The organism is Pseudomonas salomonii, assembly GCF_900107155.1.
Classification (GTDB): domain Bacteria; phylum Pseudomonadota; class Gammaproteobacteria; order Pseudomonadales; family Pseudomonadaceae; genus Aquipseudomonas; species Aquipseudomonas salomonii.
Genome location: NZ_FNOX01000001.1, coordinates 13,621 through 27,011 on the forward strand (window position 1 = coordinate 13,621; position 13,391 = coordinate 27,011).

Here is a 13,391-nt window from a genome sequence, read left to right on the forward strand (position 1 = left end):
ACACAGTAGCGGTTGACCAGGAAAACCGCGTGCTAAATCGCCGGGCATGTCGCTATTGGATAAGAAAACCTACCGGTTGAACTGCAAGGCGTTGCTCAAATCGCCCATGGGCTTCTGGCCGCGGGCGATCATCGCGTCATCGCGCTGCTTGAGGCCGTCCAGTGTCTCCAGCTGGAACACGCGGGTGATCAGACGCAGGATCGACGCGGTGTCGTAAACCGTATGGTCCACCGTGCCTTTGCGTGCAAACGGCGACACCACCAATGCCGGAACCCGCGTGCCCGGCCCCCAGCGATCGCCTTTGGGCGGGGCTACGTGGTCCCACCAGCCGCCGTTTTCATCGACAGTGACGACCACCACCATGTTTTTCCACTGCGGGCTCTCTTGCAACACTTTCAAGGCGCGCGCGATATGGCGGTCGCCCGAGGCCACATCGGCGTAGCCGGCGTGCATGTTCAGGTTGCCCTGGGGCTTGTAGAACGTCACGGCGGGCAGCTTGCCGGCCTGGGCATCGGCGAAGAACTTGTTGGTGCCGGAGTCATCGCCCAAACCGCCGTCACGCAAGCGCTTGTCACGCTCGGCACGGTTTTGCGGGCCTTGTTGCTTGAAGTAGTTGAACGGCTGGTGGTGGTACTGGAAGTTGGGAATCTTCGGGATGCCGCCCGAGTCCTTGAACTGGTCCAGGGTCGCCTGCCAGGCACCGGCGTACCAGGCCCAGTCGACGTTCTTTTTCGACAGTTTGTCGCCAATGTGTTCGTGGGTTTGCGGCACCAGCACGTTGGGCAGATCGGGTTTGGAGTAGTCCGGGTTTTGCGGGTCGCGGATCCAGGTCGGCCAATACGGCGGCGCAAGGGTATTCACGCCGTAGCCATCCGGCGTCAGCGCGCTGGGGCCGAACTGCGGCGGGCCGCTCATGGCGCTGGCCGGCGACTTGTCCAGCGGCTTGAGGCGCGGGTCGGTGGGGTCATCGCTTTGCAACGTGGCGATCTGTGCCTTGGCCACTGATTGCGCTGCATTCGGATAAAACGGCGCGGTGGCGCTGATCAGGTACTGGTGGTTGAGGAACGAGCCACCGAAAGCGCCCTGGAAGAAGTTGTCGCACAGCACAAACTCCTTGGCCACGTCCCACAGACGCAGGGAATAACGGCTCTGGGCGTAGTAACCCATCACCAGGCCGCCGGAATCGGCCCAGGCGACAAAGTTGTCGTTCTTGCCGCCGTTGATCTGCATCTGGTTCTGGTAGAACACGTGCCACAAGTCGCGGGTGACCAGGCTCAGCGGCAGGTCCTCGGCATTCGGGCCTTTGAGGGCGAATGGCGCATTGGGCAGGTTTTCCTGGAATTGCACTTCGCTGGGGTAAGTCACCCCGTCCACACTTTGCGGGCCCACTTGCAACACGCCGCCCCAGACCGGCGGCAGGCTCGTCAGCAAGCTGCCATCACGGTCACGTTGCTGCACGTCGGCTGCTGAGAGCGCCGACAGTGGTTTTTCCAGGCCAGGGAAGTCTGCGAACAGGTTGTTGAAGCTGCGGTTCTCGGCGTAGATCACCACGACTGTCTTCACCTGCTCGTGCAGGGCCTTGTCCAGCTCTTGCGGTGTAAGCGGCCGCACCTCTGGCTTGCCAGGTGCGTCATTGGTGCTGCCGCAGGCACTCAACGTCGCACCGACCCCCAGCACCGCCGCGCCCCCGAGGAAACGCCGACGGCTGGTGTCCACGGCCGGTTGGGTTACAAAATCGGGAGAAGGGCGGTCTTCGTGCTCGTCACTCATTGCTGGGCGTTCCTGCTGGCTGATTGTTGCAAGATATTTCGCAGGACGGTAGCAATGCAATGTGACGGAACGAAGACAGCGGTTAGAAAGCTAAAGGGTAGTCACAGCAAGTGCAGTGCCAGTTGGCTGCCCACGCGCAAGTACGCCACTTGAGCCGTCAACGCATCCTTGACGAGGGCCTCGCCCGTGTCGGTCAGCTTGGCTTTTTTTGCATCGATGACCGTGGTTTGCAAAAGCTGCATGGCCACGTCCATCACTTTTTGAAAGGCTGTCACGTTATTGTGCAGGCCAAACTCGTTGACGACGGCAGCCATACGCCGATCGGCATCGTCTCGCAGAGCTTTGTACTCGACGAACGAAACGTGGTCGTCCTTGTAAATATCATTGATCAACTCTTCCAGTGATTTGGACAGGGGCATCATCGGATTTTCTTTGGCGTTTGTGGGTGGTAATTCAAGGCAGAAGTCAGAGGCTGTCACTGCAATGAGTGGGAAAGCCTCTACACATTTCATCGGAAAGCGCGCTTTGATGCCCTACGGCATCACCGGCGGCAAATACTTCAACGTCGTCCCCAACGCCCACAGCAGGAACAACACCAGCGGCGTGTGCACCAGCAACTGCACAAACGAAAACCCGATCAGATCCCGCGCCTTCAGCCCCAGCACGCCCAGCAGCGGCAGCATATAAAACGGGTTGATCAAGTTCGGCAGCGCCTCTGCCGCGTTATAGATCTGCACCGCCCAGCCCAGGTGGTATTGCAGGTCATTGGCCACTTGCATCACGTAAGGCGCTTCAATAATCCACTTGCCACCGCCCGACGGGATAAAGAAGCCCAGCACCGCCGAGTACACGCCCATCAACAGCGCGTAAGTGTCGTGGGAGGCGATGGAGGTGAAGAACAACGAGATATGGTGCGCCAGGGTCTGGCCGTCACCGCCTTTAACCACGGTCATCAACGCAGCGATCGAGCCGTACAACGGAAACTGGATCAGCACGCCCGTGGTGGTCGGCACGGCACGCGCCACCGCATCCAGGAAGCTGCGCGGGCGCCAGTGCAGCAGCGCGCCGACCATGATGAACAGGAAGTTATAGGTGTTGAGCCCCGAAATCGCGCTGATCGCAGGTTTGGTCGAGAACTCATGGAACAACCAGCCCGCCGCCAGCAAGGCCAGCAGAATGGTCAGCAGCGGGCTGTGTTCCAGCCATTCGCCCGGACGCGTCGGCGGTTGTGGTTTAGGCATATTGAAGGCCGGGTCGACACCACAGGCCTTGGCATCACGCGCGCTGTTGGGGCCGGGTGCAGTGGCGTAGGCGATGATCAGCGACACCACGATCAGCGCCAGCAACAACACGCCCGATTGCCACAGGAAGATGGTCTCGGTGAACGGGATCATCCCGGTGATCGACAGGATCGACGGCGGCAAACTGGCCGGGTTGGCCTGCAACTGCGCGGCCGACGACGACAGCCCCAGTGCCCACACGGCGCCCAATCCCAAATAAGCCGCAGCACCGGCGGCGCGGTAATCCATGCGCAAATCCGTGCGGCGGGCCAGTGCGCGTACCAACAAGCCACCGAACACCAGGGACAAGCCCCAGTTAAGCAAAGAGGCGACCATGGAAATCAACGCGACCCACGCCACGGCCGAGCGACCATTCTTGGGGATACGTGCCAGACGGTCGATCAGTTTTACGGCGGGCGGCGAACTGGCCACCACATACCCGCCGATCACCACAAAGGCCATCTGCATGGTGAACGGGATCAGGCTCCAGAACCCGTCACCAAACGCCTTGGCGGCTTCGGTGGGTGCGGCGCCCATGCCCAGGGTCGCCACGGCAACAATGATCACCGCCAGGGCGGCAAACACCCAGGAGTCCGGAAACCAGCGTTCGGCGAAGTTGGAGCAGCGCAGGGCAAATCGGGCGTAGCGGCTTTCTTCGATAGCATCGGCCACGAGTCTTTCCTCTTGTATTTATTATGGGTGTTGGCAGTTTTACGGCATGTTCCGCTACGGGCATTGATATGGGAATGCAGTTATCTTCATCGATCCATGAGGAAAACAAATATATCTGTCGCGATTGCCATCACTGGGCGCAGCTCATAACCTGCACGCCATTTTGTTTGCCTGCCGAGCCTCCACATGACTGCCACCTTTTCCCCACGGGCGCAGCGTTTTTCCCCTTCCGACTACAAAACCCTGGGCCTGGCCGCCCTCGGCGGCGCGCTGGAAATCTACGACTTCATTATCTTTGTGTTCTTTGCGCTGACCCTCAGCCAATTGTTCTTCCCGCCGGAAATGCCCGAATGGCTGCGCCTGCTGCAAAGCTTCGGCATCTTCGTCACCGGCTACCTGGCGCGCCCGCTGGGCGGCATCCTGATGGCGCACTTCGCCGATCACTTGGGGCGCAAACGCGTGTTCAGCCTGAGCATCCTGATGATGGCCTTGCCGTGTCTGCTGATCGGGATCATGCCCACCTACGCGCAAATCGGCTATTTCGCCCCGCTGATCCTGCTGGCCCTGCGGGTGCTGCAAGGCGCCGCAGTGGGCGGCGAAGTGCCCAGCGCCTGGACCTTCGTCGCCGAACACGCGCCGCGACACCACCGAGGCTACGCCCTGGGCTTCCTGCAAGCCGGGCTGACCTTTGGCTACTTGCTCGGTGCACTCACCGCCACCTTGCTGGCGCAGATCTTTACCCCCGCCGAGATCCTCGACTACGCCTGGCGCTTCCCGTTTCTGCTCGGCGGCGTGTTCGGTGTGATCGGCGTATGGCTGCGCCGCTGGCTCAGCGAAACCCCGGTGTTCCTCGAAATGCAGGCTCGCCGCCAGGCTGCCGCTGAAATGCCGTTGCGCACCGTGCTGCGCGACCATCGCGCGGTGTTGCTGCCGGCGATGATCCTCACCTGCGTGCTGACCTCGGCAGTCGTGGTGTTGGTGGTCATCACGCCCACCATGATGCAAAAAACCTTCGGCATGGGCCCCAGCCACACCTTCGCCCTAAGTGCGCTGGGTATCGTCTTCCTCAATATAGGCTGCGTACTCGCCGGTTTGCTGGTCGACCGCATCGGCGCCTGGCGCGCAGTGCTGGTCTACAGCCTGTTGCTGCCGGTGGGCATTGCGGTGCTGTATGCCAGCCTGATCAGCGGCGGCGTGTGGCTGGGCGCGGCGTATGCCGTGGCGGGCTTGAGTTGCGGTGTGGTAGGCGCGGTGCCATCGGTGATGGTCGGCCTGTTCCCGGCACAGGTGCGGGTGTCGGGGATTTCGTTTACCTACAACATTGCCTATGCGTTGTGGGCGAGTACAACGCCACTGTTGCTGATCGCGTTGATGCCGACCAGCCCGTGGATTTGCGTGGGGTATTGCGGGGTGATGGGCGCGGTGGGGGTGGCGAGTGTGGCGCTGTTTGGCAAGCGCCACACCTTGGCCGCCTGAGGGTCAGGTCAAAAAGTGCCAGAGCAGCAGCGTACCAACCAGCCCAACCACCGAAACAATGGTCTGCAACACCGACCACACCCAAATCGTCTGTTTCAGTTGCAAACCAAAATACTCACGCACCATCCAGAACCCGGCGTCGTTGACGTGGCAGAAGAATACCGAGCCCGCGCCGATCGCCAGTGCAACCAAGGAACTCTGAGTTGCGGCCAGCCCGGCCATCATCGGCGCGAGGATGCCCGCCGTGGTGGTGGTAGCGACCGTCGCCGAGCCGGTGGCCTGGCGCAGGGCCACGGCGATCAGCCAGGCCAGCAGCAGATACGGCATGTGCGCGCCTTCGGCGACCTTGCTGATGGTCTGGCTGACGCCGGCGTCCAGCAGGGTTTGCTTGAGGCCGCCGCCGGCGCCGATGGTCAGCAGCAACACGGCGATGGGCGCCAGGGCTTTGCGCAGGGTGTTGCCGACTTCGGCACGCGGCATACCGGCGGCCCAGCCCAGGCAGATGACGGCAGCGATCACGGCCAGGCCCAGGGCGATCAGCGGTTCACCGAGGAACTTCAAGGTCAGGCCGACGGTACTTTCGGCTGGCAACGCGACTTTGGCCAAGGTGCTGCCGAGCATTAAAATCACCGGCAACAAAATGATCAGCAGCGACACACCAAAGCTCGGCTGGCGCGGCGCCTTGGGCGGGGCGCTGAACAGCGCGCCGATGTCGGCCGGCTCATCCACGTGCAGGCGCTTGGACAGCCAGTTGCCATAGAGCGGGCCAGCGAGAATCACGGCCGGCACCGCCAGGCAGAAGCCCAGCAGCATGGTCAGGCCCAGGTCGGCGTGCAATGCGCCCACCGCAATCAACGGCCCCGGATGCGGTGGCATCAGGGCGTGCAGGGTGGTCATGCCCGCCAGCGCCGGGATGGCGATTTTCAGCAGTGGCTGGTTCGAACGTTTGGCCATCACGAAGATAATCGGCACCATCATCACCAGGCCGACCTCGAAGAACAGCGGCAATCCAATCACCATGGCCACCAGCGCCATCACCCACGGCAGTGACTTGCCCTTGCCCAACCCGAGCAAGGTGGTGGCGATGCGGTCGGCCGCGCCGGATTCGGCCATCAGCGCGCCGAGCATCGAGCCCAGGGCAATGATGATCCCGGCTTCACCGAGGATCGCCCCGGCGCCTTTGCTGAAGGCTTTGGCGACTTCTTCAGGCGGCAACCCGGCGCCGACACCGGCGATGAACGTGCCGATCAGGATCGACAGGAACGGCGGCAGCTTGGTGGCGCTGATCAACACAATGATGCTGGCGATGGCCAGCAGAACGCAGAACATGAGGCGGGTGTCGTGAACCATCCACGCGGCAGTCGATAACTCCAAAACGGGACTCCTTATCGAACAGGTTGGTTAATTTGTTTCTTTTTGTTTCCTGCTCGAAAAGCATACCTGATAGAACCGCCGCAGCGCTTGCATGGGCGATTTTGGTGCGCTCAATTTAACGATGAGCTGGCGGGCGCGTGACAAGTTTGCAAGGTATGCGCGGGAATTTGGCCTATAGCTCTATGATCAACGGACTACAAACCACGAGGACATTTCATGAGCGCAGGACACAGCCACGCCCAAGTACGTGCCGGCCACGAACGCAAGTTATGGATGGCCCTGGGGCTGACCGGCAGCTTCATGATTGCCGAGGTTATCGGCGCTTTTGTCACCGGTAGCCTGGCGCTGTTGTCCGACGCCGCGCACATGATGACCGACGCCCTGGCCCTGGCGATTTCCCTGGTGGCCATTCAGGTCGCCAAGCGTGCGGCCGACCGCAAGCGCACTTTTGGTTATGCGCGTTTCGAGATCCTGGCGGCGGCCTTCAATGCGCTGCTGCTGTTCGCCGTAGCGTTTTACATCCTTTACGAGGCCTATCAACGGTTGCAGGCGCCAGCCGAAATCCAGTCCGCCGGCATGCTGGTGATTGCGGTATTGGGGCTGATCGTCAACCTGATCGCCATGCGCCTGCTCAGTGCTGCCAGCGGTGAGAGCCTGAATGTGAAGGGCGCTTATCTGGAGGTCTGGAGCGACATGCTCGGTTCCATCGGCGTGATCATCGCGGCGCTGGTGATCATGTTTACCGGCTGGGGCTGGGTGGACTCCGTGGTGGCGGCGGCGATTGGTTTCTGGGTGTTGCCACGCACCTGGACGCTGCTCAAGGAAAGCATGAATGTCCTGCTGCAGGGCGTGCCGGACGGCATGGATATCGATCAGGTTGAGCAGGCCATTCGCAGCGTGCCTGGAGTCAATGACGTACACGACCTGCATATCTGGGCGCTGACCAGCGGCAAGAATGTACTGAGCACGCATTTGGTTGCGGATTCGTCCCAAGGCACCGAGCAACAGATCCTCACGCGGGTGACGGAATTGCTGCACGAACAATTCGAGATTTCCCACGTCACCTTGCAGGTCGAAGGCGAAGGTTTTCATCACGACGACCCTGACGAGGTGCACGCTTGAGCCTGTGCCTGTCGGATTTGTAATCTTTGCTCCACCGCTCTGATAAGTCGCGAAAGCTACATTGCCCCCGCTGGGAAACCTCAGCGACTTCATGGGCGTGGAACTCTCGTTATGGCACTTTCGTTTAGAACATTTTTGGGGGGCGCAGCGTTGTGGGTAGCGGCGAACGCTGCCCAGGCGCAAACCCTGACTCTTGATTCAGCCCTGCAAACCGCCTTCGCCAACAACCCCGACCTTGCCGCCGCGCAATGGGAAATCGATATTGCCGAAGGCGGCCGCCAGCAGGCGAGTTTGATCCCCAATCCAGTGGCTTCCTGGGATGCCGAAGACACCCGCCGCAACTCGCGTACCACCACGATAAAACTCAGCCAGACGTTGGAGCTGGGTGGTAAGCGTGGGGCGCGTATCGATGTGGCAACGCGCGCTCAGGATGCCGCCGCGTTGACGTTGGAGCAACGTCGCAACGGCCTGCGCGCCGATGTGATCGACAGCTACTACGGCGCCCTGCGAGCCCAGGAACGCCTCGACCTGGCGCAACGCTCGATGGCCTTGGCCGAGCGCGGCCTGGTGGTCGCCAATGGCCGCGTCAAAGCTGGCAAGTCGTCGCCGGTAGAAGCCACTCGCGCCCAGGTGCAACTGTCGGAGATCCGCCTTGAACTGAATCGCGCGCAGATCGGCCTCACGGATGCCTACCGCCGTCTCGCCGCCAGCACCGGCAGCGCCAACCCTGACTTTCAGGCGGTCGCCACGCAAAGCCGATCCGCACCACCGTTGCCGCCCTCCGCACCCTTGCTGGCGCGCCTGGAGCAAACCACTGAGTTGCGCCTGGCCGAACTGCACATCCAGCAAAGCGAGGCCAGCGTGGGCCTGGAAAAAGCCCAGCGGATTCCCGACCTCGATGTATCGATCGGCAGCCAGTACGACGCCAGCGTGCGTGAACGTGTGAACGTGGTGGGCGTGTCGATGCCGATCCCATTGTTCAATCGCAACCAGGGCAATGTGCTGGCCGCCAACCGCCGCGCCGACCAGGCCCGCGACCTGCGCAACGCCGTCGAACTGCGCCTGCGCACCGAGACCCGCCAGGCTCTGGACCTGTGGCAAACCGCCGATACCGAAGTGCGCGCCTTCAACCAACAGATCCTGCCCGCCGCCCAACGCGCGGTGGACAGCGCCACCCGTGGCTTCGAGATGGGCAAGTTCAACTTCCTCGACGTACTCGACGCCCAACGCACCTTGATCGCCGCACGCACCCAATACCTCGCGGCGACCGCCCAGGCCACGGATGCCTGGGTGCGTATCGAACGGATTTACGGCGACCTCGCCCGGTTTTGATTTTTTCTGGAGTCCTTTATGAAACATACACATGGCGTGGCGCTGGCCGTCGCCCTGGGCTTGATGCTGTCTGGCTTTGCCGTCGCCGATGAAGAAGAAGGCGCGCTTGAACTCACTGAACAGCAGATCCAGGCCGCCGGTATCCAACTCGCCCAGGCGCAACCGCGCTCGATCAGCACGGTGTTGACGCTGCCGGGGGAAGTGCGATTCGACGAGGACCGTACCTCGCACATCGTCCCGCGTGCGGCCGGTGTGGTGGAGGCGGTCAAGGTCAACCTTGGGCAGTCGGTGAAGAAAGGCGAGCTGTTGGCGGTCATCTCCAGCCAGCAAATTTCCGACCAGCGCAGCGAGCTGGCAGCCAGTGAGCGTCGGGTCGAATTGGCGCGCACTACCTTCCAGCGCGAGCGCCAATTGTGGAAGGACGAAATCTCCGCCGAGCAGGATTACCTGCTGGCGCGGCAGACCTTGCAAGAGGCCGAAATCGCTCTGAACAACGCGCGCCAGAAGATGACCGCGCTCAGCGGCAGCGCGGTTCTGGTCGGTGGCAATCGTTATGAACTGCGAGCGCCGTTTGCCGGCGTGGTGGTGGAAAAACACCTCGGCGTCGGCGAAGTGGTCAGCGAGACCAGCAACGCCTTCACGCTCTCGGACCTGTCCCAGGTGTGGGTCACCTTCGGCGTGTTCCCCAAGGATTTGAACAAGGTGCGGGTCGGCAAACCGGTGAAGGTCATCTCCACGGAAATGGGTACCGAGGTGCAGGGCACTGTGGCCTACGTCGGCAATTTGCTCGGCGAGCAGACGCGTACCGCCACCGTGCGCGTGACCGTGCCTAACCCTGATGACGCCTGGCGCCCGGGCCTGTTTGTGACGGTGCAATTGGCCACCGACACCTACCAGGCCAAAGTTACCGTGCCGCAAACCTCGATCCAGACCGTCGAGGACAAACCTTCGGTGTTCGTGCGCACTGCGCAGGGCTTCATCACCCGCCACCTCGAACTCGGTGTAAGCGAAAACGGCTACGTCGAAGTGCGCCAGGGCCTTGAAGCCGGGGCGCAGGTGGCCACCGTCGGCAGCTTCATCCTCAAGTCCGAACTGGGTAAAGGCTCGGCCGAGCACGCCCATTGATCCTGCGAGTGATTCCCCATGTTTGAGCGCCTTATCCAATTTGCCATCGAGCAGCGCCTCATCGTGCTGCTGGCGGTGCTGTTGATGGCCGGTGTCGGCATCGCCAGCTATCAGAAGTTGCCCATCGACGCGGTGCCCGACATCACCAACGTGCAGGTGCAGATCAACTCGGCGGCGGCCGGTTTTTCACCGCTGGAAACCGAACAGCGCATTACCTTTGCGATTGAAACCGCCATGGCCGGGTTGCCGGGTTTGCAGCAGACGCGCTCGTTGTCGCGCGCGGGGTTGTCCCAGGTGACGGTGATTTTCAAAGACGGCACCGACCTGTTCTTCGCCCGCCAATTGGTCAACGAGCGCCTGCAAGTGGCACGCGGGCAATTGCCGTTGGGTATCGAAACTGCGATGGGGCCGATCTCCACCGGCCTTGGGGAGATTTTCCTGTGGACCGTCGAGGCCGAAGACGGCGCGCGCAAGGACGACGGCACGCCCTACACGCCGACCGACCTGCGCGTGATCCAGGACTGGATCATCAAGCCGCAACTGCGCAATGTGCCGGGCGTGGCCGAAATCAACACCATCGGCGGCTTCGCCAAGGAATACCAGATAGCCCCGGACCCCAAGCGCCTGGCGGCCTACAACCTGACGTTGGGTGATCTGGTCACGGCGCTGGAGCGCAACAATGCCAACGTCGGCGCCGGTTACATCGAGCGCAGTGGCGAGCAATTGCTGATCCGTGCGCCGGGTCAGGTGGCGTCGATTGATGATATCGCCAACATTGTCATCACCAGCTCGGATGGCACGCCGATCCGCGTGCGCAATGTGGCGCAAGTCGAAATCGGCCGCGAGTTGCGCACCGGCGCGGCCACCGAAAACGGCCGGGAAGTGGTGTTGGGCACGGTGTTCATGTTGATCGGCGAAAACAGCCGCACCGTGTCCCAGGCCGTGGCGAAAAAACTCGAAGAGATCAACCGCTCACTGCCCGCCGGTGTGGTCGCCGTCACGGTCTACGACCGCACCAACCTGGTGGAAAAAGCCATCGCCACGGTGAAGAAAAACCTCTTCGAAGGCGCGCTGCTGGTGGTCGCGGTGTTGTTTCTGTTCCTGGGCAATATCCGCGCGGCGTTGATCACGGCGATGGTGATTCCGCTGGCAATGTTGTTCACCTTTACCGGCATGTTCACCAACAAGGTCAGCGCCAACCTGATGAGCCTCGGTGCGCTGGACTTCGGCATCATCGTCGACGGCGCAGTGGTGATCGTCGAAAACGCGATCCGCCGCCTGGCCCATGCACAGCAGCGGCATGGGCGGTTGTTAACGCGCAGCGAGCGCCTGCACGAAGTGTTCGCGGCGGCCAAGGAAGCACGGCGGGCGCTGATCTTTGGGCAGTTGATCATCATGGTGGTTTACCTGCCGATTTTCGCCCTCACTGGCGTGGCCGGGAAGATGTTCCATCCCATGGCGTTTACCGTGGTGATTGCGCTGCTGGGCGCGATGATTCTGTCGGTGACGTTCGTGCCCGCCGCAATAGCGCTGTTCGTGACCGGCAAGGTCAAGGAAGAAGAAAACCTGGTGATGCGCACTGCACGTCGGGTCTATGGGCCGGTGCTGGATTGGGTCATGGCGCGTCGTGCCTTGGTATTCGGTTTGGCGGTATTGACCATCGTCGCTTCGGGCGCGGTGGCGAGTCGCATGGGCAGCGAATTTATCCCCAGCCTCAGCGAAGGCGACTTCGCCCAGCAGGCTTTGCGCGTACCCGGTACCAGCCTGACGCAATCGGTGCAGATGCAGCAGCAGCTGGAAAAAATACTGATCGCCCAAGTGCCGGAAATCGAGCGGGTGTTTGCGCGCACCGGCACGGCGGAAATCGCTTCCGACCCGATGCCGCCGAACATTTCCGACAGCTACGTGATGCTTAAGCCGAAGGACCAATGGCCGGATCCGAACAAGTCGCGCGAAGCGCTGATCGCCGATATCCAGCGCGCCAGTGCGATTGTGCCGGGCAGTGCGTATGAATTGTCGCAACCGATCCAGTTGCGTTTTAACGAGCTGATTTCCGGGGTGCGCAGTGACGTGGCGGTGAAGGTGTTTGGCGATGACATGGCGGTGCTCAACAAGACCGCCGGGGAAATCGCCGAAACCTTACAAAAGCTCGATGGCGCCTCGGAGGTGAAGGTGGAACAGACCTCCGGCCTGCCGGTGCTGACGATCAATATCGACCGTGACAAGGCCGCACGTTTTGGCCTGAATGTGGGCGATGTGCAGGACACCATTGCCGTGGCCGTGGGTGGGCGCCAGGCCGGTACGTTGTACGAAGGCGACCGGCGTTTCGACATGGTTGTGCGGTTATCCGACGCATTGCGCACCGATATCGAGGGCCTGTCGCGGCTGTTGATTCCGGTGCCTGCCCAGGCCGGTAATGCGGCGGGGCAGTTGGGGTTTATTGCCTTGTCCCAGGTGGCGAGCCTGGACCTGGTGCTCGGCCCGAACCAGATCAGCCGCGAGAATGGCAAGCGCCTGGTGATCGTCAGCGCCAACGTGCGAGGGCGTGATATCGGCTCGTTTGTTGAGGCGGCCGAGACGGCCATCAGCACCCAGGTAAAGGTGCCCGCCGGTTACTGGACCACCTGGGGTGGCCAGTTCGAACAGTTGAAGGAAGCCTCCGAGCGTTTGCGTATTGTGGTGCCGGTGGCGTTACTGCTGGTGTTCGGGTTGCTGTTCATGATGTTCAACAACCTCAAGGATGGTTTGCTGGTGTTTACCGGGATTCCGTTCGCCTTGACCGGTGGAATCATGGCGTTGTGGCTGCGCGATATTCCGCTGTCGATCTCGGCGGGTGTGGGCTTTATCGCGTTGTCGGGTGTGGCGGTGCTGAACGGCCTGGTCATGATTGCCTTTATCCGCAACCTGCGTGAAGAAGGGCGCCCGTTAGCGTTGGCGGTCAACGAAGGCGCGCTGACGCGCTTGCGCCCGGTGTTGATGACGGCGCTGGTAGCGTCACTCGGGTTTATCCCCATGGCACTCGCCACCGGCACCGGCGCCGAAGTGCAGCGGCCGCTGGCGACGGTGGTGATCGGCGGGATTATTTCCTCTACGTTGCTGACCTTGCTGGTGCTGCCGGCGCTTTACCAGTGGGCGCATCGCAGGGAGGAATGATGCGTATGCAGTGCAGCAATCAAATGTGGGAGCTGTCGAGCCCCAGCGAGGCTGCGAAGGCGGCGGCACAGGCGAGATATAAGTTGC

The 13,391-nt window shown here is 61.7% G+C and carries 9 protein-coding genes; 5 read left to right on the forward strand and 4 right to left on the reverse strand.

The window, feature by feature from the left end; translation table 11 throughout:
• Positions 1–69: 69 nt before the first annotated feature.
• The 3 genes from BLV67_RS00070 to BLV67_RS00080 all read right to left on the reverse strand — a co-directional run bounded on the left by BLV67_RS00070 (position 70) and on the right by BLV67_RS00080 (position 3,722).
• Positions 70–1,770 (reverse strand): acid phosphatase, encoded by a 1,701-nt coding sequence (locus tag BLV67_RS00070; RefSeq protein ID WP_065929709.1) that lies wholly within the window; start codon positions 1,768–1,770, stop codon positions 70–72.
• A gap of 101 nt (positions 1,771–1,871) precedes the next feature.
• Positions 1,872–2,192, reverse strand: a complete 321-nt coding sequence (locus BLV67_RS00075; RefSeq protein ID WP_069787915.1) for a hypothetical protein — start codon at positions 2,190–2,192, stop codon at positions 1,872–1,874.
• Positions 2,193–2,303: 111 nt separating this feature from the next.
• A complete protein-coding gene (locus tag BLV67_RS00080) occupies positions 2,304–3,722 on the reverse strand; it encodes a short-chain fatty acid transporter (RefSeq protein WP_074854380.1) in 1,419 nt (472 codons plus the stop codon).
• Positions 3,723–3,908: 186 nt separating this feature from the next.
• Between BLV67_RS00080 and BLV67_RS00085 the strand changes: the two genes are divergently transcribed.
• The gene (locus BLV67_RS00085) at positions 3,909–5,198 is read left to right on the forward strand and encodes an MFS transporter (RefSeq protein WP_069787917.1); all 1,290 of its coding nucleotides are present in this window, start codon (positions 3,909–3,911) and stop codon (positions 5,196–5,198) included.
• 3 nt (positions 5,199–5,201) lie between these two features.
• Here BLV67_RS00085 and BLV67_RS00090 read toward each other — a convergent pair whose 3' ends face one another.
• A complete protein-coding gene (locus tag BLV67_RS00090; RefSeq protein ID WP_056859179.1) occupies positions 5,202–6,572 on the reverse strand; it encodes a GntT/GntP/DsdX family permease in 1,371 nt (456 codons plus the stop codon).
• 216 nt (positions 6,573–6,788) lie between these two features.
• Between BLV67_RS00090 and BLV67_RS00095 the strand changes: the two genes are divergently transcribed.
• From BLV67_RS00095 to BLV67_RS00110, 4 genes are all read left to right on the forward strand, one after another.
• Complete coding sequence (locus BLV67_RS00095) at positions 6,789–7,694, forward strand: cation diffusion facilitator family transporter (RefSeq protein WP_069787918.1); 906 nt, start codon at positions 6,789–6,791, stop codon at positions 7,692–7,694.
• A gap of 111 nt (positions 7,695–7,805) precedes the next feature.
• Positions 7,806–9,026 carry a TolC family protein gene (locus BLV67_RS00100; RefSeq protein WP_069787919.1) on the forward strand — a complete coding sequence of 407 codons (1,221 nt, stop codon included), beginning with the start codon at positions 7,806–7,808 and terminating at the stop codon, positions 9,024–9,026.
• 18 nt (positions 9,027–9,044) lie between these two features.
• Positions 9,045–10,151, forward strand: coding sequence for an efflux RND transporter periplasmic adaptor subunit (locus BLV67_RS00105; RefSeq protein ID WP_069787920.1), 1,107 nt, complete (start codon positions 9,045–9,047; stop codon positions 10,149–10,151).
• Positions 10,152–10,169: 18 nt separating this feature from the next.
• A complete protein-coding gene (locus tag BLV67_RS00110; protein WP_069787921.1) occupies positions 10,170–13,304 on the forward strand; it encodes a CusA/CzcA family heavy metal efflux RND transporter in 3,135 nt (1,044 codons plus the stop codon).
• Positions 13,305–13,391: the final 87 nt, after the last annotated feature.